The 25,167-nt window shown below is 44.7% G+C and carries 25 protein-coding genes; 2 read left to right on the top strand and 23 right to left on the bottom strand.

The window, feature by feature from the left end; all coding sequences use genetic code 11:
- Nucleotides 1-3: 3 nt before the first annotated feature.
- Nucleotides 4-336: a putative DNA-binding protein gene (locus MKX38_RS08500; protein WP_003238590.1), complete on the bottom strand. Its 333-nt coding sequence runs from the start codon at nt 334-336 to the stop codon at nt 4-6.
- A 177-nt stretch (nt 337-513) separates the two neighbouring features.
- On the opposite strand from MKX38_RS08500, the gene MKX38_RS08495 reads away from it, so the two are divergent.
- Nucleotides 514-999, top strand: coding sequence for an Ig-like domain-containing protein (locus MKX38_RS08495; protein ID WP_256683437.1), 486 nt, complete (start codon nt 514-516; stop codon nt 997-999).
- Between the two features lie 36 nt (nt 1,000-1,035).
- Here MKX38_RS08495 and ftsY read toward each other — a convergent pair whose 3' ends face one another.
- The 13 genes from ftsY to MKX38_RS08430 form a co-directional block, all read right to left on the bottom strand.
- Entirely contained in the window at nt 1,036-2,025 is a 990-nt protein-coding gene (ftsY, locus tag MKX38_RS08490; protein WP_003232026.1) for a signal recognition particle-docking protein FtsY, read from the bottom strand.
- A 19-nt stretch (nt 2,026-2,044) separates the two neighbouring features.
- A complete protein-coding gene (gene smc, locus MKX38_RS08485; protein ID WP_015252105.1) occupies nt 2,045-5,605 on the bottom strand; it encodes a chromosome segregation protein SMC in 3,561 nt (1,186 codons plus the stop codon).
- Nucleotides 5,606-5,705: 100 nt separating this feature from the next.
- Entirely contained in the window at nt 5,706-6,455 is a 750-nt protein-coding gene (rncS, locus tag MKX38_RS08480; protein ID WP_003232030.1) for a ribonuclease III, read from the bottom strand.
- 139 nt (nt 6,456-6,594) lie between these two features.
- Nucleotides 6,595-6,828 carry an acyl carrier protein gene (acpP, locus tag MKX38_RS08475; RefSeq protein ID WP_003154310.1) on the bottom strand — a complete coding sequence of 78 codons (234 nt, stop codon included), beginning with the start codon at nt 6,826-6,828 and terminating at the stop codon, nt 6,595-6,597.
- A gap of 83 nt (nt 6,829-6,911) precedes the next feature.
- Nucleotides 6,912-7,652, bottom strand: a complete 741-nt coding sequence (fabG, locus tag MKX38_RS08470; protein WP_003232035.1) for a 3-oxoacyl-[acyl-carrier-protein] reductase — start codon at nt 7,650-7,652, stop codon at nt 6,912-6,914.
- Nucleotides 7,645-8,598, bottom strand: coding sequence for an ACP S-malonyltransferase (gene fabD / locus MKX38_RS08465; protein WP_339189180.1), 954 nt, complete (start codon nt 8,596-8,598; stop codon nt 7,645-7,647). Before fabD ends, fabG begins: the two co-directional genes overlap by 8 nt.
- Before the next feature lie 18 nt (nt 8,599-8,616).
- Nucleotides 8,617-9,618, bottom strand: coding sequence for a phosphate acyltransferase PlsX (gene plsX / locus MKX38_RS08460; protein WP_003232041.1), 1,002 nt, complete (start codon nt 9,616-9,618; stop codon nt 8,617-8,619).
- A gap of 13 nt (nt 9,619-9,631) precedes the next feature.
- On the bottom strand, nt 9,632-10,198 hold the full coding sequence (gene fapR / locus MKX38_RS08455; protein ID WP_003232044.1) for a transcription factor FapR: 567 nt from the start codon (nt 10,196-10,198) through the stop codon (nt 9,632-9,634).
- Between the two features lie 108 nt (nt 10,199-10,306).
- A complete protein-coding gene (gene recG, locus MKX38_RS08450) occupies nt 10,307-12,355 on the bottom strand; it encodes an ATP-dependent DNA helicase RecG (protein WP_339189179.1) in 2,049 nt (682 codons plus the stop codon).
- Nucleotides 12,333-13,235, bottom strand: a complete 903-nt coding sequence (gene sdaAA, locus MKX38_RS08445; protein ID WP_003232049.1) for an L-serine ammonia-lyase, iron-sulfur-dependent, subunit alpha — start codon at nt 13,233-13,235, stop codon at nt 12,333-12,335. Before sdaAA ends, recG begins: the two co-directional genes overlap by 23 nt.
- A 25-nt stretch (nt 13,236-13,260) precedes the next feature.
- Entirely contained in the window at nt 13,261-13,923 is a 663-nt protein-coding gene (gene sdaAB / locus MKX38_RS08440; protein WP_003232050.1) for an L-serine ammonia-lyase, iron-sulfur-dependent subunit beta, read from the bottom strand.
- Between the two features lie 138 nt (nt 13,924-14,061).
- Complete coding sequence (locus MKX38_RS08435) at nt 14,062-15,723, bottom strand: DAK2 domain-containing protein (protein WP_003232052.1); 1,662 nt, start codon at nt 15,721-15,723, stop codon at nt 14,062-14,064.
- 15 nt (nt 15,724-15,738) lie between these two features.
- Entirely contained in the window at nt 15,739-16,101 is a 363-nt protein-coding gene (locus MKX38_RS08430) for an Asp23/Gls24 family envelope stress response protein (RefSeq protein WP_003232054.1), read from the bottom strand.
- A 276-nt stretch (nt 16,102-16,377) separates the two neighbouring features.
- Between MKX38_RS08430 and rpmB the strand changes: the two genes are divergently transcribed.
- Nucleotides 16,378-16,566, top strand: coding sequence for a 50S ribosomal protein L28 (gene rpmB / locus MKX38_RS08425; protein WP_003221548.1), 189 nt, complete (start codon nt 16,378-16,380; stop codon nt 16,564-16,566).
- Between the two features lie 72 nt (nt 16,567-16,638).
- Here the strand turns inward: rpmB and spoVM are convergent, their stop codons facing one another.
- The 9 genes from spoVM to fmt form a co-directional block, all read right to left on the bottom strand.
- Nucleotides 16,639-16,719, bottom strand: coding sequence for a stage V sporulation protein SpoVM (gene spoVM, locus MKX38_RS08420; RefSeq protein WP_003221545.1), 81 nt, complete (start codon nt 16,717-16,719; stop codon nt 16,639-16,641).
- Nucleotides 16,720-16,790: 71 nt separating this feature from the next.
- Nucleotides 16,791-17,435 carry a thiamine diphosphokinase gene (locus MKX38_RS08415; RefSeq protein WP_014479765.1) on the bottom strand — a complete coding sequence of 215 codons (645 nt, stop codon included), beginning with the start codon at nt 17,433-17,435 and terminating at the stop codon, nt 16,791-16,793.
- Nucleotides 17,436-17,507: 72 nt separating this feature from the next.
- The gene (gene rpe, locus MKX38_RS08410; protein WP_088325864.1) at nt 17,508-18,161 is read right to left on the bottom strand and encodes a ribulose-phosphate 3-epimerase; all 654 of its coding nucleotides are present in this window, start codon (nt 18,159-18,161) and stop codon (nt 17,508-17,510) included.
- Between the two features lie 4 nt (nt 18,162-18,165).
- The gene (gene rsgA, locus MKX38_RS08405) at nt 18,166-19,062 is read right to left on the bottom strand and encodes a ribosome small subunit-dependent GTPase A (protein WP_014476783.1); all 897 of its coding nucleotides are present in this window, start codon (nt 19,060-19,062) and stop codon (nt 18,166-18,168) included.
- Between the two features lie 14 nt (nt 19,063-19,076).
- Complete coding sequence (prkC, locus tag MKX38_RS08400; RefSeq protein ID WP_119899312.1) at nt 19,077-21,023, bottom strand: serine/threonine protein kinase PrkC; 1,947 nt, start codon at nt 21,021-21,023, stop codon at nt 19,077-19,079.
- Nucleotides 21,017-21,781 carry a protein-serine/threonine phosphatase PrpC gene (gene prpC / locus MKX38_RS08395; RefSeq protein WP_014479762.1) on the bottom strand — a complete coding sequence of 255 codons (765 nt, stop codon included), beginning with the start codon at nt 21,779-21,781 and terminating at the stop codon, nt 21,017-21,019. Before prpC ends, prkC begins: the two co-directional genes overlap by 7 nt.
- A 6-nt stretch (nt 21,782-21,787) precedes the next feature.
- Nucleotides 21,788-22,879, bottom strand: coding sequence for a 23S rRNA (adenine(2503)-C(2))-methyltransferase RlmN (gene rlmN, locus MKX38_RS08390; protein WP_015252110.1), 1,092 nt, complete (start codon nt 22,877-22,879; stop codon nt 21,788-21,790).
- A gap of 3 nt (nt 22,880-22,882) precedes the next feature.
- A complete protein-coding gene (rsmB, locus tag MKX38_RS08385; protein ID WP_015252111.1) occupies nt 22,883-24,226 on the bottom strand; it encodes a 16S rRNA (cytosine(967)-C(5))-methyltransferase RsmB in 1,344 nt (447 codons plus the stop codon).
- Nucleotides 24,213-25,166 carry a methionyl-tRNA formyltransferase gene (gene fmt / locus MKX38_RS08380; protein ID WP_029317789.1) on the bottom strand — a complete coding sequence of 318 codons (954 nt, stop codon included), beginning with the start codon at nt 25,164-25,166 and terminating at the stop codon, nt 24,213-24,215. Before fmt ends, rsmB begins: the two co-directional genes overlap by 14 nt.
- Nucleotide 25,167 lies beyond the last annotated feature (1 nt).

Genomic DNA, 25,167 nt, shown 5'->3' with positions numbered 1-25,167 from the left:
CTCCTAATCTAATTTCTCAAGCGCTTCAATCAGAGCTGTAATTTCTTCCTCTTCTTTTGAACCGGAAGCAAGCTCCTTCAGCTTATTAAACATCTCTTTACGCTCCTGAAACTTTTTCAAAAGGAGCAGCTTTTCTTCATATTGTTCAAGCATCGCTTCTGTTCGTTTGATGTTATCATAAACAGCTTGTCTTGAAACCTCATATTCTTCGGCTATTTCGCCTAGGGAGAAATCGTCCAAATAATAAAGCGACATATAGCTCTTCTGTTTTGACGTCAACAACGACTGATAAAAATCAAACAGATAATTCATTCTCGTTGTCTTTTCGAGTGACATTTGAGCTCTCCCCTTTGTTAAGTCAAATCCCTTTACGATAACTTAGTTTACACGGTTTTATTGACACTGTCAAGTTTTTATCTTGTCAAAGCGACGATTAACCTTTTCCAAAATACGCTAAATATCATCCAATTTATTCCGATATTGTATATGAACCCTATTTTAAGGAGGATTTTTATGAAAAAAATCGGTTTATTGTTTATGTTGTGTCTGGCAGCCCTGTTTACAATAGGTTTCCCGGCACAGCAAGCAGACGCTGCTGAGGCACCTTATAAGGCCTCAATCACAAATATCAGCACAGATGGAGGGGTATACGGTAAAATCAATTACGGGCAAGGTCAATATTGGCGAGTCAAGTACAATATTACAGTAAGCGGCAAATTACTCGGCCAAAACGGACAGCCAGTGCCAAACGCGCCCGTAAGATTTGAAGCGGACACGAAGGTCGGAAACACAACACAAACTGCTTCAGGAACAACTGATGCAAACGGAACATTTGAGGTTCCAATGTATTTGGGGCCAGCTGCTGGTTACTATACGTATTACACATCTGTTTCCGTTCATTACTATGACATCATCCCATTCAGAGTTTTTTCTGGTGAGTCAAGACTGGTATCCACTGATAACAGCCTTTATCATTTCGCCTATCAAGTAAGAAGATAAAAAAGAAAAAGGCCCCAAGATGTTGGGGCCTTTTTCTTAATCGTCGGCTTTTTCCACTAAATCTGAAAAGAGTCCGTACACATAGGATTCTGGATCAAATTCCTGAAGGTCATCAACTTTTTCTCCTAAACCGACTAGTTTAACCGGGATGTGAAGCTCGTTGCGAATCGCAAGGACGATACCGCCTTTTGCCGTACCGTCAAGCTTCGTTAAAGCAATGCCGGTAACATTTGTTGCTTTAGAGAATTCTTTTGCCTGAGCCATTGCATTTTGGCCGGTCGTGGCATCAAGGGCAAGCAGCACCTCATGCGGAGCTTCAGGAACTTCTCTTTCGATAACACGTTTTACTTTTTCAAGCTCTTTCATGAGATTTACTTTGTTTTGGAGACGCCCTGCCGTATCACAAATTAATACATCGGCATTTCTTGCTTTCGCAGCATGAACAGCATCGTAGATGACAGCTGCCGGATCGCTTCCGGCCGTCTGCTTAATGACAGGCACTCCTGTACGCTCTCCCCATACTTCCAGCTGTTCAATGGCTCCCGCTCTGAAAGTGTCTCCGGCGGCAAGTACGACAGATTTTCCTTCTTGTTTCATTTTATGAGCAAGCTTTCCGATCGTTGTTGTTTTCCCGACACCGTTTACACCTACCAGAAGGATTACGTTTAAACGCCCATCCTGGATGTTCAGTTCTGAAATTTGCTCATCTCCGCTGTTATAAATCTCGACCAGTTTCTCAGAAATCACTGACTGGACTTCCTTTGGATCTTGAATATTTCTGCGTTTGACTTCTTTTTTCAGCTCATCTATTAATTCCATAACGGTTGTAAAACCGACATCCGCGCTGATAAGAACCTCTTCAAGCTCTTCGAAGAAATCCTCATCCACTTTACGGTAACGGGATACAAGATCATTCACTTTGTTTTGAAAGGAGTTTCTTGTTTTTTCAAGGCCATCCTTAAACTTTTCAGATACGGAATCTGTCTGTTTTGTGATTTTCTCTTTTAATTTTTTAAAAAAGCTCATCTTTTAACCTCTTTCCTCGTTACTGAACGAATTCTTTTGTTTCTTCCAGCTTAACGGAGATTACCTTGGAAACACCGGATTCCTGCATGGTTACGCCATAAAGCACATCCGCTTCCTCCATCGTTCCTTTTCTGTGGGTAATCACAATAAACTGGGTATCACTGCTGTATTTTTTTAAATACTGCGCAAACCGGAACACATTCGCTTCGTCGAGCGCAGCCTCTACTTCGTCAAGGACGCAAAACGGCACTGGACGAACCTTTAGGATTGAGAATAAGAGCGCTATAGCAGTAAGCGCACGCTCTCCGCCTGACAGGAGGTTTAAGTTTTGCAGCTTTTTCCCCGGCGGCTGAGCGATAATCTCGACTCCTGAATGAAGCAGATCGTTAGGATCGGTGAGCCTCAGTTCAGCTCGCCCTCCTCCGAATAAGGAGCGAAAAACTTGATCAAAGTGTGAGCGGATTTGAACGAATGTGTCGTTAAAGCGCTTCGTCATTTCTTCATCCATTTCTTCAATCACTTGGAACAAGGTATTTTTCGCTTCTGTTAAATCTTCTTTTTGTTCCGACAGAAACTTGTACCGTTCGTTGACCCTCTCAAACTCATCTATGCTTCCGAGGTTCACGGTACCCAGCTCTTCAATTGCGAGTTTAATCAGCTTCACGCGCTTTCTGGCTTCCTCTGGATCAGTTTCAAGCTGATATTTCTCTTTTGCCCCCTCAAAGGACAAGCTGTATTCCTCCCGTAAATATTGGAGTAAATTATCAAGCTCGACTTCCATTCGTCCGAGTTTGACTTCTTCGTCTTTTAAGAGCGTTGTTTTTTGTTTATACAGGCGTTTCATTTCTTTCAGCTCACGCTCATACGTATCAAGCCCATGCTGAAGCTTGATGCGCTGATCGCGCCTTAATGCAATCAGTTCGATCGTTTTCGTTTTGTCACTCAATTTATGTTTTGCTGCTTCTTCCAGCTTTTCTTCGCCGCTGGTGCTAGATGACATCTCTGACGTTAAGAAGCTTAAGTCTTCTTTTGCTTCTTTTAACGCAATCTCTGTTTCAGTGAGCTCTTTCTTTAATCTGGCAAGGTTGTCCTCTTCCCCCTTGCATGCCTGCTCTTTTTTGGCCGCAGCGATCTTCAGCTCAGTAAGCTCGTTGGAAAGAGACTCTTTCGTTGAGGATTGCGTTTGTTTTTGTTTTGTCAGTTTGTCTATGTCCTCTTCAAGCTGTTTCATCTTTTCAGATACGGCAGAGAGCTCTTCTTCAAGCTTGCGTTTGCGCGCTTTTTTCTCTTCATCGCTTTCTGACAGAGCAGATTTTTCTTGGTCATAGAGCTCTAAATGGGTATTGATATTTTTCTCGGCAACTTGAAGTTCGTACAGCTGGCCTTTCACATCCTGCTGCTTTAACCTTAAGCCTTCCCCGGTTTCTCTTAAGTCAGCCAGTTTTTTCTCCATATCCTGAATGGATTGTTTAAGGGTTTTGACCTCTTGTTCAAGCAGAGCTGTTTTCTCTTCCATTTCAGCGAGCCGTTTCGTCACATCTTCTAGCTCCCGGCTTCTTCCGAGGAGGGAGTTATTTTTCTTTTTAACCGCGCCGCCCGTCATTGAACCACCGGGGTTCACAACATCTCCCTCAAGGGTTACGATGCGGTACCGGTGCCCGAGAAGCTTCGCAAGCTCGTTTGCACCCTTTAAGTCCTCTGTGATCAGAACGGTTCCAAGAAGATTCTGGATGACGCTTCGATACGCAGGATCAAATGTGACAAGTTCACTTGCAACCCCGAGAAATGATGAATGCCGGGCGGCTGTTTCCGCGTCACGGCTTTGAAGCTGGCGGTCTCTAATAACAGAAAGAGGCAGAAACGTCGCCCGGCCGAAGGAATTCTGCTTTAAATATTGAATCGCTTTTCGGGCAGATTGTTCATCGTCGGTCACGACGTGTTGAGCAGAAGCGCCGAGCGCTATTTCAATGGCCGTTTCATACTTCTGTTCTGTAGAAATCAGCTCAAGAACCGCTCCGCGAATTCCGCCAAGGCGCTCTTTCGCTTTTAGCACTTCTTTAACACCTTGATAAAAGCCGGAGAAATCTCCCTGCATCGTCTCAAGCATGTCCTTTTTTGATCTCGCTTGCTGAACGTATTGGTATGCCTGATACAGAGCGGATTCATTTTTTTCGTATTGGCGCTTTTTCTGCTCATATTTTGTCTGCATATCACGATATGCACCGACTTGACTGTGAATCTCCTGCTCAATTCGGGCAAATTCCGTTTCACATGCGGCTTTACGCGCAGAAATATCACGCCGTTCCTGCAGGTGCTTTTCATTGTTGTCCGCGAGTCTCTGCAATGTGACAGCGGATTGGGACATCTGGTCATCAAGAAGCTGGAGTTCGTTGCGTATCGAAGCCTGGCTGTTTAACAGCTCAAAATAATCACTTTTCAGCTGCTCGATTTTCTCTTCGACATTTTCATTGTGAAGACTGAGAGCCTGCTGTTTTTCTTTTACTTGCGCCCTTAACTGCTTCACCTCAGCCTGAAGCGTTTCGAAGACAGCTTCCTGCTTCGAAAGCTCTTCTTTCAGAACCGTTTCTTTTTGCTGGAACTGAACGATGGCTTCTTCAAGCTGTTCTTGGTTTTGCACAGCGTTTTTCTTTCGTTCTTTCAGGACTTCTTTACGGCCTTCAAGCTTTTCCAGCTCTTCACTAGTTACCAGTAAAACTTGCTGGAGCTCATCTACTGACTCATCAAGCGCTTGTATTTTGTCCCTTGTATCCTCAATCTTTGCTTCTTTCGCAGAAATAGCAGACGATTCAGCAAGCTCTTCTTCTTTTGCCATCTGCACTTTCTCTTTAAGAGTCGACCATTTACCATGCAGCTCTTCGATATCATAGGCAGTCAGCGCAATTTCAACATGCTCCAGCTCTTTCTTTTTCTCAAGGTAGTCTTTCGCTATTGAAGCTTGAATTTTAAGAGGTTCAACCTGCCCTTCAAGCTCATGTAATATATCTTCTACCCGATTTAGATTGTCCTGTGTCTCAAACAGTTTATTTTCTGCTTTTTTCTTTCTCGTTTTATATTTAAGCACCCCGGCCGCTTCTTCAAAGATACTGCGGCGATCCTCCGCTTTACTGCTCAGGATCTCTTCCACTTTCCCTTGGCTGATAATAGAAAATGCTTCTTTACCAAGCCCAGAGTCCATAAATAAATCAATAATATCTTTCAAGCGGCATGGCTGATTGTTAATCAGAAACTCACTCTCACCTGATCTGTACACACGTCTTGTGACACTCACCTCGTGGAAGTCAATTGGCAAGAAATGATCATCATTATCAAGAGTAAGCGTAACTTCAGCTAGATTTAATCGCTTTCTTGAATCACTCCCGGCAAAAATGATGTCTTCCATTTTTCCGCCGCGAAGAGAGCGTGCCGATTGTTCGCCGAGAACCCAGCGAATGGCATCCGTGATGTTGCTTTTTCCGCTTCCGTTCGGCCCGACAACTGCTGTCACGCCTTTAACGAAGTCTACGGAAATCCGTTCTGCAAATGATTTAAATCCTATAACGTCTAAACGTTTGAGGAACATAGCGATCCTCCTTATGTAATAAGTATTTCAATTCTATCATAAACATTGGTCAAATAAGACGGCATACATACTGAAATCCCCCTGAGTCATAAGGGGGATTTTATTGTTTCGTATGGTGTTTTTGCAATTTAGCTAAAGCTTCCTGAGCAGCGTGCTGTTCGGCTTCTTTCTTTGAACGGCCGTTTCCGACTCCGAGTGGTTCACCTTTTAGAGATACGATGGCTTCAAATTCACGGTTGTGCGCAGGTCCTTTTTCGTTGGAGATTTTATACTCCAGAGAGCCTTTGCCGTCCCGCTGCACGTATTCCTGCAGCTGGCTTTTGAAATCCATCACATGAGAAAAAGCACCATCGTTAATTTTAGGGAACACATAAACTTTTAAGAAACTTTCGACCGGCTCTAATCCTTGGTCAAGGTACAAGGCTCCGATAAATGCCTCAAAAACATCCGCCAATAGAGCAGGACGCTTTCTTCCGCCTGTCATTTCCTCGCCTTTACCCAACAGGACAAGATCGCCGAATGACAGCTCGTGAGCCAATGAAACGAGAGACGGTTCGCAAACAATTGCGGCTCTCAATTTCGTCAAATCTCCTTCACTCATAGCCGGGTATTTGGCAAATAAGAATCTGGAGATCGTCAGTTCCAAAACAGCGTCACCTAAAAATTCAAGCCTTTCATTATCTTCATACGGCTTTTTCCGATGCTCATTCACATAAGATGAATGTGTAAATGCTTGATACAAAAGCTTTTCATTTTGAAAGTGAACCGAAATCCGTTCTTGAAACTCTTTAAATTGTTCTACTTTTTTATAGAACTTTTTTTTATCTTTATAATGTGAGTGTTTTGACATAGTAACCTCCATAGGCACATCAGGTTCACCGCGCTTCTCTGACTAAACCGGATACAGCGCGCGTAAAAGCGGCATGCTGTAATAACTGCACGAATAAAGGGCTAAAGCCCCGCGTTTCGGCGGGACTTTTAGCATCAGCTTATTGCTGGTTTTGTATGTAGTTCACAGCGTCGCCGACTGTTGCAATCTTTTCAGCATCTTCGTCAGAAATCTCCATATCAAACTCGTCTTCAAGTTCCATAACAAGCTCAACTACATCTAGGGAATCAGCACCTAAGTCTTCCTTGAAAGAAGCTTCAAGTTTGACGTCTGCTTCATCAACGCCAAGGCGATCTACGATGATTTTCGTTACACGCTCTAATGTGTCTGCCATAGCAATTCACCTCCCCTCAAGTATTATAGTGGATTCGTTTTTAAAAAACTAGAGAAACTACGATGAAATTTTCGAGAAAAAACTTACATCACCATTCCGCCGTCAATATGAAGCGTTTGGCCTGTCATATAACGGGCTCCCTCTGAAGCTAGGAACGTGACAACACTGCTGACATCGCTAGGTTCACCAAAGCGCGCGAGCGGAATTTGTTTCAGCATTTCGTCTTGAACGTCTTTTGCAAGTTTATCTGTCATATCAGTTGAGATAAATCCTGGCGCTATTGCGTTTACCGTAATATTTCGGCTGGCGAGCTCTTTAGCAGAAGATTTGGTTAAACCGATGACGCCGGCTTTTGCAGCCACGTAGTTGGCTTGTCCAGGGTTTCCGCTGACGCCGACGATAGACGATACGTTAATAATGCGGCCTGAACGCTGTTTCATCATTTGTCTTGTAACAGCTTTTGTGCAGTTGAAAACACCCTTCAGGTTAATGTTAATGACGTCATCCCATTCGTCTTCTTTCATTCTCATGATGAGATTGTCTCTTGTAATTCCCGCATTATTAACCAGAATGTCAATCGTAGAAAAAACAGACAATGTTTCTTTTATCATGTTTTGTACATCTTCGGGATTTGATACATCCGCTTTTACAGCAATTGCTTTTCTGCCCATTGATTTGATTTCATCTACCACTTCATTTGCTTTCGCTTCATTGCCGGAGTAGTTCACGACAACATTTGCTCCGCTTTTTGCCAGATCAAGGGCGATTGAGCGGCCGATTCCGCGGGATGCGCCAGTGACAATAGCCGTTTTATCATTAAGCATTATCATTCTCCTCCTTAAGCGTTTGAATTGCCAGCTCGATCGTTTCCGGATCTGATACAGCAATTGTTTTTAACCGTCTATTCACTTTTTTCACAAGGCCTGAAAGCACTTTTCCGGGACCGATTTCAATAAAAGTCGTAACACCCTCTGCGATCAGCTTGTTAATGCTTTCCTCAAAACGAATCGGAGAGTAAAGCTGCTCAATAAGTTTTTCTTTGATATCTGCTTTTTCAGTCATCACGTCAGCAGAAACATTTGAGATGACCGGAACGTCAGCGTCTTTTATGTCACAGGCGTCCAATACCTCTTTCAGCTTTTCAGCAGCCGGTTTCATCAGTTCAGAATGGAACGGACCGCTTACTTCAAGCGGAATTGCGCGTTTTGCGCCGTTTTCTTTTGCCAGTTCAGATGCAAGCTCAACCCCTTTAGCTGTTCCGGAAATGACGATTTGGCCAGGACAGTTGAGATTCGCAAGCTGTACAAGGTTGCCTTCCTCTGTGACTTTATCGGTTACTTGCTTTAATGCTTCAGCATCCATGCCGAGAATCGCAGCCATTGCTCCTTCGCCAGCCGGCACCGCTTCATTCATAAACTCTCCGCGCTTTCTGACGGTATAAACAGCATCTTTGAAAGACAGAGCGCCAGCCGCAACCAGTGCAGAATATTCACCAAGGCTGTGTCCTGCTGTGAAATCAGGTGTAATGCCAGATTCTTTAAATTTCTCAAGAACAGCGATGCTTGTCGTAAGCAAAGCAGGCTGCGCATTGTATGTAAGTGTTAATTCTTCAGCATCCCCCTCAAAAATAAGCGAGCTGAGTTTTGTTTCCAACGTTTCATCGGCTTCATCAAACAGACGTTTTGCAGCAGGCACCTGCTCATAAAGCTCTTTTCCCATGCCGATAAATTGTGATCCCTGACCCGGGAATAAAAATGCAATCTTACTCATGATGTAAAAACCTCCAGACTACTCATCTGTTTTTTCTTCTTTCACTTCTTCCTGAATGAGCGCAGCCACATTTTGGCTGACCATCTCTCTTGCTTGCCGAATCGCATGGAATACAGCATTTGAATCTGAAGAGCCGTGCGCCTTGATCACAGGCGCTTTTAAGCCAAAAAGACTTGCTCCGCCATAATTCGAATACTCCATTTTCATTTTCATTTCTTTCAATTTTGGTTTCAGCACAGCTGCTGCAAGCTTGGATGTCAAAGTAGACGTCATTACGTCTCTCATCATTTTAAAAATTGACAACGCAGAGCCTTCCAGCGTTTTGAGTGTAACATTCCCGGTAAAGCCGTCTGTTACTACAACATCCGCCACATCATCTAAAAGGTCTCGCGCTTCCACGTTTCCGATAAAATTGATGTTTGCTGTTTCTTTTAAAATTTGGAACGTCTGCTTCGTCAGTTCGTTTCCTTTTTTATCTTCTGTTCCGACATTTAAAAGTCCGACTCTCGGTGAAGTGACACCGCGCACTTGCTGAGAATAAACAGAACCCATGATGGCATATTGAACGAGGTGCTCCGGTTTGGCATCGACATTGGCGCCGACATCAAGGAGAAGAAATCCGTCTCCCGAAACAGTCGGAAGTGTCGGGGCAAGCGCCGGACGGTCAATTCCTTTAATTCTTCCGACAATAAAGAGACCGGCTGTCATTAATGCACCGGTATTTCCTGCTGAAATGCATGCGTCAGCTCTGTTTTCCGCAACCTCCTGCGCCATAAGAACCATAGATGAGTTCTTTTTTCTTCGCACGGCACGGACAGGTTCATCCGTAGGCTCAATCACTTCATCTGCGTGCAGCACCGTGATGCGATCTGATGTAGTTGTTAAATGTGATTCTATCGTTGTTTTGTCACCGACAAGTGTGATATGGAGATCATCAAATGCCTCTATACCTTTTATAACTCCGTCAATAACAGCTTTGGGAGCGTGGTCTCCTCCCATTGCATCTACAGCTATTCTCATGCATGCTCCACCTTTATGAATGTTTTGAACGATACATGTCAAAGCGTCCAGAAAAAACAATTTCTTCGCCAACGTAGCTGTTCACTTCGACAACCGTTCTTCCTTTTTCTTTTTCGACAGCCGTCACTTTCGCTTTTGCTACGACACGTTCACCCTGCTTTACCTGTCTTGTAAAGCGGATGTCTGCACTTGCAGTCAGCGCCAGCTCGTCATCAATGACTGCAACGGCCAAAGAATTCGCCTGTGCAAATAAATGGTGTCCTCTCGCAATCTGATTCCGGCTGAACACGTGCTCTTGTTTTATTTCTAAAATGGATATCGCCTGATCATCCAGCTCAAGGTCAATAATTTCTCCGATAACTTCATCAAGTGACAGGGACTTCACTTCGTCCTCAAGTGTTTTCTCTGCCACGTTCTTAATTCTTTCTCTCAGTTCAGGTATGGAAAGCTCTAAGCGGTCCAAACGTATCGTCTGGATGCTCACCCCGAATTTACCCGCTAGTTCTTCATCTGTAATAAAGGGGGTTGCTTGAATCGTCTGCTGAAGTAATTCCTGGCGTTCTCTCTTATTTCTTCTCATATCTAAACACCATCCGGACAATTAAGACTAGGTACTAATAGTAGTATATAATTTCATAGATTGGAATGCAACGATTGTTTCTGGCTGAACACCAAAAACTTCTGATACTCAGCTTAATTTTTCCCCGTCCATTACTCCGCTCTTCAGCAATTCATCTCTTAACACAGCGTATTCCGGCTCCTTCCAGAACGCGTCAGAAGCCACAAGATTCGCAGCATCCTGCCTTGCCGTTTCAAGCGCTCTGTAATCATGAACCATGTCCGCCACTTTAAATTCCGGCATTCCGCTTTGTTTTTTCCCGAAGAAATCACCGGGACCTCTCAGTTCCAGATCCTTTTCAGACAGCTCGAAACCGTCATTGGTTTCCGACATGATCCTCATCCGTTCTTTCCCTGTTTCTGATTTTGGATCAGCCATCAGAATACAGAAAGATTGATGCTCACCCCGTCCAACACGGCCGCGCAGCTGGTGAAGCTGTGATAGCCCGAAACGGTCGGCGTCATAAATCACCATAATCGTTGCATTCGGAACATTCACGCCAACCTCCACAACAGTGGTTGATACGAGAATTTGACAGTGATTTGCGCTGAATTCTCTCATGACCTGGTCTTTTTCATCGGAATGCAGCTTTCCATGCATAAAGCCGACATTCCATTTTCCCCGAAAAATATCAGAAAGCATATTGTACACGTCAATGGCGTTTTGCACATCAAGCTTGTCTGATTCTTCAATCAGCGGACAGATGATATAAGCCTGCCTGCCTTGCTTTAATTCTTTTTCGACAAATGCCAATATACGATCCAGCATGTCATGTTTTACCCAATAGGTTTCGATTCTCTTTCGTCCAGCCGGCATCTCATCGATGACAGATACATCCATTTCACCGAACACTGTGATCGCTAACGTTCTTGGGATTGGAGTGGCTGTCATAAAGAGAACATCGGGATCCTGCCCTTTGTTCCGAAGCTTTTTGCGCTGCTCAACTCCAAATCTGTGCTGTTCATCAGTAATAACGAGACTCAGCGCCTTAAACTCCACCTCGTCTTGGATTAAAGCGTGGGTTCCTACAAGAATATCAATCTCACCCGCCGCAAGACGCTCAAGCAGTTCTTTTCGCCGCTTCCCTTTAACAGAGCTTGTCAAAAGAGCAACGCTGACGTCCCATTTTTCAAATAGCGAAACGAGCGAATCAGCATGCTGCTCGGCCAGAATTTCTGTCGGCACCATGAGCGCTCCTTGGTATCCGGATAGGAACGCGGCATACAGTGCAATGGCGGCGACTGCCGTTTTTCCTGATCCAACGTCCCCTTGAAGAAGACGGTTCATTCTGTATGGAGAAGACATGTCTGCTGTTATTTCGCGAAGAACGCGTGACTGGGCGTTTGTGAGGGGAAACGGGAGGCTTTTGATAAATCTCATGAGTTCTTCATTTGAAAAACGCTGCCGTATCCCTTGTGTCTGCTCTCTTTCCGCCTTTCGGAACGCCTGCATTTTCAACTGAAACAACAAAAATTCTTCATAAACAAACCGCCGTCTGGCAAGCTTTAATGCTTCCCTTGTTTCAGGCTGGTGCATTGCTTTTAACGCTTGATAATAGTCAGGCAGTTTATAGCTTTTTCTTAGCTTTTCCGGAAGAGGATCAGGAAGTGAGTCTGCATATTGGGTCAGCGCCTGCTGAATAAAGCGCCTCATCATTTTGACGGTAACATTTTCTTTCACAGAATACACTGGTTCAATGCTTTTGTCTTCTTGATGCGGCCCGTTTTTCAACTCCTGAACAGAGATGGTTTGGCGGTGCTTGTCCCATTTACCTGAAACCGTCACCACAGAGCCGAGCGAAAGCTTCTTCTTCAAATAAGGCCGGTTAAAACATACGGCTGTGATTAAATAGTGGCCGACCAGAAGCCTGAATGTCAGCCTGTTTCGTTTTTTTCCGTAATAGGTAAGAGAAGGCTCTGAATGAACCTTCCCTTCGACTGTGACTCTTTCATCATGCTTTACTTCTTCTAAATCCCTCAGCTCGTAGTCATCATAGCGATAAGGGAAATAATTCAGAAGATCAGAAATGTCATAAATACCGAGTTCGTGTAATGTTTTTTCTGTTTCCGGCCCAATACCCTTAATGTTAGCTATACTAGTTTGCTGATGTTGTTTCACGTGAACCTAGCGCTCCTCCGAAAATTTTTTTCTCTAATTCTCTTCCTGTCGGTGTTGCCGCTAAACCGCCCTGGCCTGTTTCTCTAAGTGCAGTTGGCATCGTTTGGCCTATTTTATACATGGCATCGATAACCTCATCACATGGAATACGGCTTGTAATGCCCGCCAATGCCATATCAGCGGCAATCATCGCATTTGACGCGCCCATCGCATTCCGTTTCACGCAAGGCACCTCAACAAGCCCTGCAACAGGGTCGCACACGAGGCCTAGCATATTTTTTAATGTAATGGCCATGGCTTCCGCGCTTTGTTCGGGTGTTCCTCCTGCCATTTCAACAATAGCCGCAGCCGCCATGCCTGAAGCTGATCCAACCTCTGCCTGACATCCTCCGGCGGCGCCGGAAATGCTTGCGTTATTGGCCACGACAAATCCGAAAGCCCCGGCTGTAAACAAAAAGCGGATCATTTGTTCTCTTGTTGGATTCAGCTTTTCTTTTACAGCAAATAACGTACCGGGCACCACACCGGCAGAACCTGCAGTCGGTGTCGCACAGATGGTTCCCATGGCTGCATTTACTTCATTTGTTGCAACGGCTTTCGATACAGCATCTAAAATCAGCGGGCCAGACAGGCTTTTTCCTGATCGAATATAGGCCTGCAATTTAACGGCATCTCCGCCTGTTAAGCCCGTTTGGCTCGTAACTCCCTCGAGTCCTTTCTGAACCGCCGCTTCCATAACAGACAGGTTATGATCCATCTGCTGAAAAATGTCCTCTTTTGTTTTTTCTGTTACTTCCATCTCTTGAGCTATCATCACATCAGAGATCAATATTTGTTTTTCTTTAGTAATCTCAATTAATTCTTTTACATTACGAAACATAACTGGCTCCTCCTGACCCTTTTCGCTAGTCAGCAATCTTTGTCACTTGAATAATATTCGGCAGCTTCGACAGCTCGTCGAGAATGTGGTCGTCAATATTTTGATCGACCTCTATTGTCATCAGCGCAAGCTGGCCGATATCTTTCCGGGCTACTTCCATATGTCCTACGTTGATTGAAAATTTCGCCAGAACATTGGCAACACCGGCAATTGTGCCAAACTTGTCATTATGAACAACTAATATGGCCGGATGATTTCCTGACAGCCGGAGCTCAAAACCATTCAATTCTGTGATTTCAATCTTTCCTCCGCCAATCGAAATACCCGTCAGTTCCAGCTCACCCTTTTCATCAGAAATGGTGATTTTTGCTGTGTTCGGGTGGACCGGGACTGCGTCTTCTACCCGAAACTCTATATCAATTCCTTTAGCTTCTGCAATTTGTATAGCGGTTTTAATCCGTTCATCGAATGTATCAAAATCAAGCAATCCGCCGATAATCGCGACATCTGTGCCGTGGCCCTTATACGTTTCCGCAAACGAGCCGTAAAAAGATACAATGATGCGCTCAGGCTCTCTGCCAAATAAACTTCTGGCCACTCTCCCGATTCTAGCAGCTCCCGCTGTATGAGAGCTGGACGGACCGATCATAACCGGGCCGATAATATCAAAAACGCTTCTGTATTTCATGCTATTCCTCCTTATGAACCAGAGCTTATTAGCGCTTTGCTTCTAGACTAATTGATCAGATATAAAATGGCAAGCGGGCGCGTTACAGCGCTGCCGCACTTAAAAGCAGACATAAGAATAGAAGGGCAAATTGCCCTTCTATTCTGCTGAAACTATATACGAATACAGAGGCTGTTTCCCATTGTGGATCTCAACCTCAATCTCCTCGTACTTTTCACTGAGAAACGCTTCAAGCTGCTCAGCTTCTTCCTGAGACGCATCCTCACCATATAGAATGGTCACGATTTCATCATCTTCTCCGATCATTTCTGACAGCAGCATTTTCGCGGCTGACAGCTGATTTTCAGAAGTGCCGATAATCGTTCCATTCAGAATGCCCATAAAGTCGCCTTTTTTAATATCTTTACCGTCAATATGAGTATCTCTGACTGAGAACGTCACCTGTCCGCTTTTTACTTGCTGAATGGCGCTTAGCATATTGGCCTCGTTCGCTTCAGCTTCTTGATCCGGGTTAAAAGCCAGCAGGGCTGACATCCCTTGCGGAACCGTTTTAGCAGGAATGACAAAAACCTGTTCATCCACTACGCTGGCCGCTTGGTTAGCAGCCATGATAATGTTGGAGTTGTTAGGCAGGATAAATACCGTATCTGCATTTACAGACTTCACGGCATCAACAATATCCTCAGTGCTTGGGTTCATGGTCTGGCCGCCTTCAATCACAACAGAAGCGCCAATGCTTTTGAATAGGTCTGAAATTCCTTCTCCCATCGCCACAGTCACAATGCCATACGGCTGTTTTGCCGGCGGTATTTCGTTGTCTGCAGGTTTGCTTTCTTGACTGATGATAGAGGTATGCTGTTCTCTCATATTTTCTATTTTTATTTTGATCAATTCACCGTAATGCTGGGCGTAGTTTAACACGTTTCCCGGCTCTTCAGCATGAATATGAACCTTCGCCAGCGATTCATCCGCAATCACAAGCAGAGAATCTCCGAACTGGCTGAGGTCTTGCCTGAACGTGCCTTCGTCGAACTCTCTTTTTGTCTGATCAAGCCTAACCATCACTTCGGTACAGAATCCAAATTCAATATCTTCGGTATTCATCATGCTTTGCGCGCTCTTGTGATGCTCTGCGCTGACCATGTCGTCAAGTGACGGAAGAACTGCTTTCTGAGGTACAGTTTCACCTTTTAATGAAGCAAGGAAACCTTCATACACACAGAGCAGGCCTTTGCCCCCGCTATCGACAACTCCTACTTCCTTTAGGACAGGTAGCAATTCAGGGGTGCGGTTTAAAGACGCCTCTGCTTCTTCTGTCACTGCAATCATCAGCGCAGTGATATCGGTTTCTTTTTCTGCTAAGATCATCGCTTTTTTTGCAGCGTCTTTTGCAACTGTTAAAATGGTGCCCTCTACAGGTTTCATGACAGCTTTATACGCCATGTCTACACCTGCTTGCAGCGCAGCGGCAAACTCAAGTGCATTAATTTCTTTTTTCGTTTCAATGCTTTTGCTAAATCCGCGGAACAATTGGGATAGGATAACTCCTGAATTTCCGCGTGCTCCCATGAGCAGCCCTTTAGATAACGCGGAACCCACCTTCCCGATATCATCCGTATCCATTTGTTCAACTTCTCTTGCTCCGGAAGTCATCGACAGGTTCATATTTGTTCCCGTATCACCGTCCGGCACCGGAAACACGTTCAGTGCATCAACTGCACTGGCGTTTTGAGACAGATTCTGCGCTCCCGCAAGAATCATCTCGGCAAAGGTTCTGCCGTTTAATGTTCTGATAGACAATCCTACTCCTCCTAACTACGGGTTCGTCACTCGTACGCCTTGGACATAAATATTGACAGAGTCCACTGCCAGTCCGATGGTTTGATTTACTGTGTACTTTACTTTTGTTTGGACATTATGTGCCACTTCAGAAATTTTCGTGCCGTAGCTGACAATGATATACATGTCGATATGTATCTGTTCTCCTTCTTGGCGAACTTGGACACCCCTGCTGAAATTCTCTTTCCGAAGGATTTCAGTCAGTCCGTCTTTAATCTGGTTTTTAGAGGCCATGCCGACAATGCCGTAACAGTCAACCGCCGCGCCTCCTGCAACCATCGCGATGACTTCATTAGATATATCAATCTGTCCGTACTTCGTTCTTAATTCAATGGACACACTAGTTCCTCCTTCGAATGCATAGAGTTACAGCTATTCTACTATATGGTTTCCATTATGAAAAGACCAGGCAATAATCGCTGGCCGTACCTCTACATATACTATAGCGCTGCTGTTTCCGCAAGATGTCAAGTGAATTTTCTTGAAAGATGATGAAACAATAGTTGCAAACGTTTTTTAGCTGTGGTAAATTATTTAAAGTATCCATATCGAAAGCATCTAAGATTATATGAATGTTAAAAAGTAGATGTTTTGTGCAAGTGAGGAGGGAAACAAATGGCACGTAAATGCGTTATCACAGGTAAAAAAACAACAGCTGGGAATAACCGTTCTCACGCAATGAACGCTTCTAAGCGCACTTGGGGCGCGAATCTTCAAAAGGTTCGTATCCTTGTGAACGGAAAACCTAAAAAAGTATATGTATCTGCTCGAGCTTTGAAATCCGGTAAAGTTGAGCGTGTATAACAAAATGAACGCCTGCCCCGATATGTGGCAGGCGTTTTTATGTGGTGAAAGAGGGCTTTGAACCCCTGGGCATTAATCTTTTCTAAATGAGCCCAGCATCGCCCGGACAATTCCTCCTAAAAACTTCGGCAATTTAATGGTGTAAAATTTCATTTTTGTCCCCTCCTATAACGTCCCGTAACCGCCTTGTTCATTGTTTTCAGCAATTGAATGAAAGCACATGCTTAATCCGTGCTTCTTATCATTATTAATATGCCTTTTGCAAACGAAAAAGTACCTCGTGAATGAATGAGTTCGTTACTAATACATAGTGTTGAACCGAGCGTAATATGACAATTATTTAGAGGATATTTAAAACCGGTCAGGGTCAGCTCATGTATGTCTTCGGAAAACGGTATGAAGGAGATATATCGCTTATTTTCATCCTTCTCAATATCATATTCACCAGGAGGGAACATTTGAATATGATTTTGTTTGTCTATCAGCCTAATTTTTATGTTCGTTTTTACACCTCTATACAGTAGCTGAATGTTTCCTAAAAAATGATCAGCTCTGCCGCCTGTAATGCCGAAAATCTGAATAATATCCGGCTGCTTTTCCAGCGCCCAATCAAGGGCGAGGTCTAAATCTGTTTGATCTTTTTCTGCTTGATACACATGAAGGGCGGGAGCGGCTTTTTCTATTCGCCGGCGTTCTTGCTCCGTTATGCTGTCAAAATCTCCGAAGGCTTCAACAGGAATGATCCCGGCATCTAAGAGAGTGACGGTGCCTTTGTCAACACCGATCCAAAGCGTGTGTTCATCCGTATAGCCGGTTAGATCGGGAATGAGATTTTTCGGGCCTCCCGCAACGATATTAATTGTTTTCATCTCTGATTCCTTTCTCTTCATACAGGAAAAAGAGCTTAGGCTATTGTATGCCCAGCTCTTTTCTAAAGCTGCTTATTTACTTCCTCTGATTTCAGAAATTGCTTTTTTGCGGTCAGACTGGCCATAAACAGCTGAACCGGCAACGAGTAAATTTGCGCCCGCTTCAATGACGAGCGGAGCGGTTTCTTTGTTGACGCCGCCGTCTACTTCAATGAACAGATCTTTTTTTCCTTTTTCATCCGCCATTCGCTTAACCTCTTTTATTTTAGGAAGGACTGAATGAATAAATTTCTGCCCGCCGAAGCCCGGGTTCACCGTCATTAAAAGAACAAGATCAAGATCGTCGAAAACATGTTCGATGACTTGTACAGGGGTATGCGGGTTTAGAACTACTCCGGCCTTCACTCCTTGCTCTTTAATGAGCTGGATGGTACGGTGCAGGTGCGGACATGCCTCAGCATGCACAGACAGGATATCTGCGCCTGCTTTCGCAAAAGCCGGGATATAACGATCCGGCTCTTCTATCATTAAATGGACATCAAGCGGCAGATCCGTTACCGGCCGGACCGCTTCTACAATCAGCGGACCGATTGTGATATTCGGGACAAAATGGCCGTCCATAACATCAATATGAATACAATCGGCTCCGCCTTTTTCTACATCTTTAATCTCATTGCCTAAAGCGGCAAAATCAGCGGAAAGAATAGATGGTGCAACCTTTATCATTATGCTAATACCTCGGCTTTCTGTCTTTAATCTCCGTCATAAATTCAACATAATGGTCATAGCGATACTGCTTTAATTCCCCGTCTTCAACAGCTTGTTTCACCGCACATTTCGGCTCTTTCAGATGTAAACAGCCTCTAAATTTGCATGAAGCGCTTTTTTCTCTGATATCAGGGAAGGTATAGCCCAGCTCTTCTTCCTCAATGTCTGTAAATTCAAGCGAGCTGAATCCCGGTGTATCTGCAACCAAACCTCCGGACGTGTGAATCAGCTCCACGTGGCGGGTTGTGTGTTTCCCGCGGCCCAAATGCTCGGAAATCTCGTTTGTTCTTAATCCGAGCTCCGGACTGATCGCGTTGAGAAGCGAGGATTTCCCAACACCGGACTGACCGGCAAATACCGTTGTTTTATCCTGAAAATGCGGGATGATGTCCGCTAAACTATCTTGGTCCTTAGAGGAGGTAAGGTATACGTCATAACCAATATTCCGATAGTCTTCTGCATAGGCTTGTATCGTATCTTCTGTATCTTGATCTTCAATCAGATCCATTTTAGTAATGCATATAATCGGCTGAATATCATTGGCCTCAACGAGAACCAGGAAGCGGTCGAGCAATGCCGTGCTGAAAGAAGGCTGAACCGCTGAGAAAACAAGGACCGCTTGATCAACGTTGCAAATTGGCGGCCTGATAAGCTCGTTGGTTCTTTCTTTAATTTCCATTAGATATCCTTCTTTGTCATTTTCAGCTTGATACACAACGTAATCACCGACAAGAGGGGTAATTTTGTTTTTTCTGAAAATGCCTCTTCCTCTGCATTGTATTACTTTATCTGAATCCTCTGATTCATCCAGTACATAGTAAAAGCCGCTTAGCGCCTTAATAATTTTGCCCTCAGGCATATTTTCCCTCCTTGTTATTCATCTTTCGGATACTCAATGGTTTTGTAGCTGACAACTTTATTGTTTACCATTACTTGATAGTACCCTTTTTGGCCGGGTTCAATCTTTAGTTCGATCGTTCGTTCAGTCGGCTCTTTTATCTTAAATTCTTCGTAAGTGTCAGAGATGCTGTGATCCGCATCGTCAACTGCGATTTGCACTTGAAGCTCGTCCCCTTCATTTTCTGGTTCGTAGGGGATCTTGACCTTTTCTTTCACTGTTTTCGCAGGTTTTTTCTCTGGTCCGAGAGAGAATGTCACTTCAACTTCGTTTCCCGGCTTTACTGCCGTACCTGCTGCTGGTTTTTGTTTGACAACCTGTCCTTCTGGAACATCATCTGAGTATGCTTCTTTTTCTACAAGCTTCAATCCGTTGTCTTCCAGATATCCAGACGCTGCTTCTTTACTGTAGGTTTTCAAGTCTCTAAGCGTAATATCTTCGGGTCCGATACTGACTGTAAGTTTGACTTGATCTTCACTCGGGACAAGCTCAGTCCCTGCTGAAGGATTTTGGTCAATGACAGTGCCCGCATTTTTCTCGTCATTCACTTCATTTACTGTTACATGTTTAAACCCTTGGTCCTTCAACGCTTTTTTTGCCTGGTCGACCGTTTGGCCTGTCACATCACCGATCTCCGTTTTTGCTTTTCCGGTGCTCTTATAAAGGGTGACCGTGGCGCCTTCTTTGACCGTGGTATCCGCTTTAGGATCCGTTTTTACCATCAGGCCCTCTTCAATTTTTTCATCTGAGATTTCTAACACCTCGGAATCAACCTGTAAACCTTCTTTTCCCAAGAGCCCTGCGGCTTTTTCGTATTCCATTCCGGAGACATCAGGTATTTTGACATCCTTAGGCATGAAAAGCGACGGAAAAACAGTGACAGCAAGAATTCCAGCTGTGATAAAAACGAGGCATATCGTGAGCAAAACCCACGGCCACTTTTTTCTTTTGCCGTTCTTCTTTGTTTTGTTTTCTTGTGCGGTTGTCACTTCAGCTTCTTTTTCGCCAGCAGCTTTAGCGAGTTCTTCATCTTTAATGATAGGTATCGCTTTTGTCATTTCTTCATCTTCTTGAATCGTAAATCTCTTTTCATTGAGTCTGTCGGCATCAAAAGCTGTTTTTATGTCTGCTTCCATGTCTTCAGCCGTTTCGTAGCGATGAAAAGGATCTTTGGCAGTTGCCTTGAGTATGATGTTTTCAACGCTTTGGGGGACCGATGGATTCCACCTTTTTGCCGAAGGAGTTTCCGCTTGAAGATGCTTCAAGGCGATGCTGACTGCTGACTCTCCATCAAACGGAATACGGCCGGTTAAAAGCTCAAATAGAACGATTCCAAGCGCATAAATATCCGATTTTTTTGTGGCTAAGCCGCCCCGGGCCTGTTCAGGTGATAAGTAATGGACCGAGCCCAGAACTGAATTGGTATGGGTGATTGTGGTCGAACTTAGTGCCGTCGCAATTCCAAAATCCGTTACTTTGATATTTCCCATATGATCAATCAAAATGTTATGCGGCTTGATGTCTCTGTGAACAATCTGGTTTTGATGGGCATGAGCGATGGCTGAGACAATTTGCTCCATGATGTTCAGCGCTTCTTTAGGGTGAAGCGGCCCATTTGCTGTTATGTATTCTTTAAGCGTCATGCCTTCAACATATTCCATGACAATATAATAAATATCATCTTCCTCGCCCAAATCGTAAATGCTAACAATATTCGGGTGATCAAGGCTTGATGCGGATTGGGCTTCTCTGCGGAAACGCCTGATAAATTCATTGTCATTTGCATAGTCAAACCGCAGGATTTTAATTGCGACTTCACGGTCTAGAATGATATCCTCAGCTAAATACACGTTGGCCATTCCCCCGCCGCCTATAACGCGGAGAATTTGGTAACGCCCGCTGATCCGCTTGCCGATTAGCACTGATCTTCACCCTCTTCAACTTGTAAAGCAAGCTCAAGCAAAACTGCTGTTATGTTGTCTTCTCCGCCATTCTGATTGGCTTTGTCCACAAGCAGGTTTACTTTTTCCTGAGGAGCTGAATCGCTTTGCAGGATGTCTTTTAACTCAGTGCCTTCCACTTTATTCGTCAGTCCGTCAGAACATAGAAGCAGTTTGTCTCCGGGTTCTATATCAAAGGAACGGGTGTCAATACTGACTGACTGGTCTGTTCCAAGCGCCTTCGTCAACACATTTTTTCGCGGATGATGTTCAGCGTCTTCTCTGGAAATCTCTCCAGTGCGAACCAGTTCATTTACAAGCGAATGGTCTTCTGTCACTTGAACGAAATCATCGTCCTGAAGCAAATAGCATCTGCTGTCTCCGATATGGGCAACAGAAACCGTTTTCCCCGTAAAAAGCGCACATACAATCGTCGTCCCCATGCCTTGGCATTCTTCGTGGGCTTGAGCGTGATCGTATATTTTGCTGTTTACCGAAAGAATCTGTTCAATGAGCCATTTTTCACATTCCGAGGGCGCAGTTGGAATCGTCTCTGCTTCATTCCATTTCTCCCCCATGGCTTTCACAGCCATCTTGCTCGCAACATCTCCAGCAAGATGGCCGCCCATGCCATCAGCGACAACCGCTAATATAAATTCATCTTTCCCCTTGAATATCCCCGCATCATCTTCATTATGCTGGCGGATTTTTCCTGTATCTGTTTTTAAGGCTGTTAACAACCCTCATCACCTCGTCTCGTCTTGACGCTCCTTCGCGCGAAGCTGACCGCAGGCTGCGTCAATGTCATGTCCTTGCTCTCTTCGGATTGTGACATTTACTCCGCGGGATTTCAGCGTTTTTTCAAAAGCAAAAATCTGATCACGCGGTGTGCGCACATAGTCCCGTTCAGGCACGTAGTTTACCGGAATCAAGTTCACGTGGCATTTGACTCCTTCCAGCAAGTCGGCAAGCTCTTCGGCGTGTTCCACCTGGTCGTTTACGCCTCCGAACAGCCCGTATTCAAAGCTGATGCGGCGTCCCGTTTTATTAATATAATATTTAACGGCTTCCATTAGATCAGGCAGTTTATATGCTCTGTTAATCGGCATCAAACGGCTTCTGATTTCTGTGTTCGGCGCGTGCAGAGAAATTGCAAAGTTAATCTGCATTTGCTGATCAGCAAATTCGTAAATTTTCGGGATGATCCCACTCGTAGAGACCGTAATATGGCGAGCACCGATATTCAGGCCCTTGTCATGGTTAATGATTTTCAAGAAAGCGAGCATTTCGTTAAAGTTATCAAAAGGTTCGCCGATTCCCATGATCACGACAGAGCTGACGCGTTCATCCGTTTCATCAAGAGCTTTTTGCACTTTGACTACTTGAGCGACAATTTCCCCTGCTTCAAGGTTTCGTTTTAAGCCTCCAAGCGTTGACGCGCAGAATGTGCAGCCAATACGGCAGCCGACTTGTGTCGTTACACATACAGAATTGCCATACTCGTGTCTCATTAAAACGGTTTCGATGGTATAACCGTCATGAAGCTCAAACAAAAACTTCATCGTACCGTCTTGAGAGGTTTGTTTAACAGCCGTTTTCAGCGTTGTTAACACAAAGTGAGTGTTTAATTTCTCACGCAGATCCTTTGAGAGGTTTGTCATATCTTCAAAAGAAGATACGCGTTTTTCATATAGCCATTCAAAGATCTGGGCTGCACGGAACGGTTTCTCTCCATTGTCTGTCAGCCATTGTTTGATTTCATCTAATTCAAAAGAATAAATAGACGGACGCTCTGTCCGCAATTCTTTTCTTACTTTTGTTTTATTAAGTTCTGCCATTGCTTATCCCTTCTTTCTCATGCTGCAAATAAAGAAACCATCTGTTCCGAAATAATGAGGAAGGATTTGAAGCCTTCCATCCCGAACAAAGGGTCTCACCTTTTCAGGCAGCCGCTTTTCAAGAGACAAATCGGGTTCAAAATCAGGATGTTCTTGTATAAACGCATGTATTACTTCATCATTTTCTGTCCGGTCCATTGTACACGTACTGTAGACAAGAGTGCCACCTTTTTTTACTAATGGTGCGATTTCCCTCAAGATCGACAGCTGGATTTCAGCTAGACGGGCGCTGTCGTCAGGTTTTTTCGTGTATTTCATGTCCGGCTTTCTTCTGATAACACCGAAACCTGAGCACGGGGCATCGACCAATATTCGGTCAAACTGTTCGTTTTCAAACGTTTCCCCCGCTTTTCTAGCATCCATTGTTTCCGCATGAATGATTGTCAGGCCAAGCCGATCTGCCGCTTCTTTGATCAGCTTCACTTTATGTTTGTGAAGATCAAGCGACGTAACGCTCCCCTTGTTCTTCATTAATTCTGCGATATGAGCCGACTTTCCGCCAGGCGCCGCACACGCGTCAAGCACTGTTTCATCTGACTTAGGATCAAGGGCGCGGGCGACGAGCATGGAGCTCTCATCCTGGATAGAAACTTCGCCGTTTTGGAAGAAATGAGTTCCGGCAATTGTTCCCTTTAAGAGCTTCACAGCATCTTCAGCGAGGTCGCCTTTTTCAACTTCGATTCCCTCAGCAGCCATTTGGTCAAGCAGCTCAGCTCTGTCTGCTTTCATTTGATTGACACGCAGCGTCTGTTTCGGCGGAATGAGATGGATGCGGCAAATCTTTTCCGCAGCTTCAAATCCATACGCATCCGCCCACTCTTTCACAAGCCATTCCGGATGGCTTGTTTCTGTCGCCAGCCGGCGGACAGGATCTTCGATCGCGTCAAAGGATGGAACACCTTCGCGCTGAATAGAACGGAGCACGCCGTTGACAAATGAAGCAATGCCTTTGTGTCCGCGGATTTTAGCAATCTCAACCGCTTCATGAATGGCTGCCCTGTCTGGAATCTTCTCCAAATACTCCATTTGATATAAGGATAGGCGAAGAAGCTGAATCACCCACGGCTTTACCTTTTGAGGCTTATTGATAAACGGTTTAAGCATATAATCAAGCGCGATCTTATTTTGTAATGTACCATAGACAAGTTCAGTCAAAAGCCCTCTGTCCTGATCACTCAGTTCATTTGATTTAATGACCGATTTCAGCAGCAGGTTGCTGTATGCCTGGTTTTGTTCTAATTTGATCAGCGCCTCAAGGGCGATGTCACGAACACTAGTTTTTTTCATTGTTTACTCCTAACACATCACCGGCTTCAACATGAGCGCCTCGCACAAAGTCTTCGCCTTTCATTCGTTTTTTGCCTGCCGGCTGGAGTTCGGTTAATAACAGAGCCGTCTCGTTACCTGTGGCAACGATAATCCCTTCCTTTTCAACCGCAACGACTGTGCCTGGCTCAGCTTTGGTTGGTGCGGGTGTTTTTTTCGATTCCCACACTTTCAAGTTTTGTCCGTTTAGAGTCGTATAAGCAACAGGCCATGGATTTAAGCCGCGGATCTGGTTGTAAAGCTCTTCGCCCGTTCTGGACCAGTCGAGCAGCTCTTGCTCTCTTTTGATATTAGGCGCGTACGTCGCTTTCTCTTCATCCTGCTTTTCAGGTGATATGCTTCCGGCAATGACGTTTGGAACCGTTTCAGACAATAGCTTCGCGCCAGCAACGCTTAATTTATCGTGCAGTGTTCCGACATTGTCGGTTTCTTCAATGTCCACTTCCACTTTTGAGATCATATCGCCCGCATCCAATTTTTCCACCATATACATAATGGTAACCCCAGTTTTCTTCTTTCCCTGCAGAATGGAATAATGGATCGGAGCACCGCCGCGCAGTTCCGGCAAAAGGGATGCGTGAACGTTAATGCAGCCGTATTTTGGACTGTCGAGAAGCTCTTTAGGCAAAATTTGTCCGAATGCCGCCGTTACAATCAGGTCAGGCTTTAATGCCAGCACTTTCTCAATTTCTTCTGTCAATCTGACTTTTTCCGGCTGAAGAACCGGGATGCCGTGACGCAATGCCTCTTCCTTGACCGGAGGAGGTGTCATGACTTTTTTTCTGCCCTTCGGACGGTCCGGCTGTGTGACGACCCCCACTACTTCATATCCGTCCTCAATCAGGGTTCTTAAAACAGGAACTGAAAAATCCGGCGTTCCCATAAATACGATTCTCGTCATC

It is taken from the genome of Bacillus sp. FSL M8-0025 (assembly GCF_037975475.1).
GTDB lineage: Bacteria > Bacillota > Bacilli > Bacillales > Bacillaceae > Bacillus > Bacillus subtilis.
The sequence above is the reverse complement of the archived record's forward strand: the minus strand, read 5'-3'. Positions and strand labels throughout refer to the sequence as shown.

What these genes read in the sequence shown, in the direction of transcription:
- MKX38_RS08500 (WP_003238590.1), bottom strand. Translation starts at nt 336, where the DNA reads ATGTCACTCGAAAAGACAACGAGAATGAATTATCTGTTTGATTTTTAT.
- MKX38_RS08495 (WP_256683437.1), top strand. Translation starts at nt 514, where the DNA reads ATGAAAAAAATCGGTTTATTGTTTATGTTGTGTCTGGCAGCCCTGTTT.
- ftsY (WP_003232026.1), bottom strand. Translation starts at nt 2,025, where the DNA reads ATGAGCTTTTTTAAAAAATTAAAAGAGAAAATCACAAAACAGACAGAT.
- smc (WP_015252105.1), bottom strand. Translation starts at nt 5,605, where the DNA reads ATGTTCCTCAAACGTTTAGACGTTATAGGATTTAAATCATTTGCAGAA.
- rncS (WP_003232030.1), bottom strand. Translation starts at nt 6,455, where the DNA reads ATGTCAAAACACTCACATTATAAAGATAAAAAAAAGTTCTATAAAAAA.
- acpP (WP_003154310.1), bottom strand. Translation starts at nt 6,828, where the DNA reads ATGGCAGACACATTAGAGCGTGTAACGAAAATCATCGTAGATCGCCTT.
- fabG (WP_003232035.1), bottom strand. Translation starts at nt 7,652, where the DNA reads ATGCTTAATGATAAAACGGCTATTGTCACTGGCGCATCCCGCGGAATC.
- fabD (WP_339189180.1), bottom strand. Translation starts at nt 8,598, where the DNA reads ATGAGTAAGATTGCATTTTTATTCCCGGGTCAGGGATCACAATTTATC.
- plsX (WP_003232041.1), bottom strand. Translation starts at nt 9,618, where the DNA reads ATGAGAATAGCTGTAGATGCAATGGGAGGAGACCACGCTCCCAAAGCT.
- fapR (WP_003232044.1), bottom strand. Translation starts at nt 10,198, where the DNA reads ATGAGAAGAAATAAGAGAGAACGCCAGGAATTACTTCAGCAGACGATT.
- sdaAA (WP_003232049.1), bottom strand. Translation starts at nt 13,235, where the DNA reads ATGTTTCGTAATGTAAAAGAATTAATTGAGATTACTAAAGAAAAACAA.
- sdaAB (WP_003232050.1), bottom strand. Translation starts at nt 13,923, where the DNA reads ATGAAATACAGAAGCGTTTTTGATATTATCGGCCCGGTTATGATCGGT.
- rpmB (WP_003221548.1), top strand. Translation starts at nt 16,378, where the DNA reads ATGGCACGTAAATGCGTTATCACAGGTAAAAAAACAACAGCTGGGAAT.
- spoVM (WP_003221545.1), bottom strand. Translation starts at nt 16,719, where the DNA reads ATGAAATTTTACACCATTAAATTGCCGAAGTTTTTAGGAGGAATTGTC.
- MKX38_RS08415 (WP_014479765.1), bottom strand. Translation starts at nt 17,435, where the DNA reads ATGAAAACAATTAATATCGTTGCGGGAGGCCCGAAAAATCTCATTCCC.
- rpe (WP_088325864.1), bottom strand. Translation starts at nt 18,161, where the DNA reads ATGATAAAGGTTGCACCATCTATTCTTTCCGCTGATTTTGCCGCTTTA.
- rsgA (WP_014476783.1), bottom strand. Translation starts at nt 19,062, where the DNA reads ATGCCTGAGGGCAAAATTATTAAGGCGCTAAGCGGCTTTTACTATGTA.
- rlmN (WP_015252110.1), bottom strand. Translation starts at nt 22,879, where the DNA reads ATGGCAGAACTTAATAAAACAAAAGTAAGAAAAGAATTGCGGACAGAG.
- rsmB (WP_015252111.1), bottom strand. Translation starts at nt 24,226, where the DNA reads ATGAAAAAAACTAGTGTTCGTGACATCGCCCTTGAGGCGCTGATCAAA.
- fmt (WP_029317789.1), bottom strand. Translation starts at nt 25,166, where the DNA reads ATGACGAGAATCGTATTTATGGGAACGCCGGATTTTTCAGTTCCTGTT.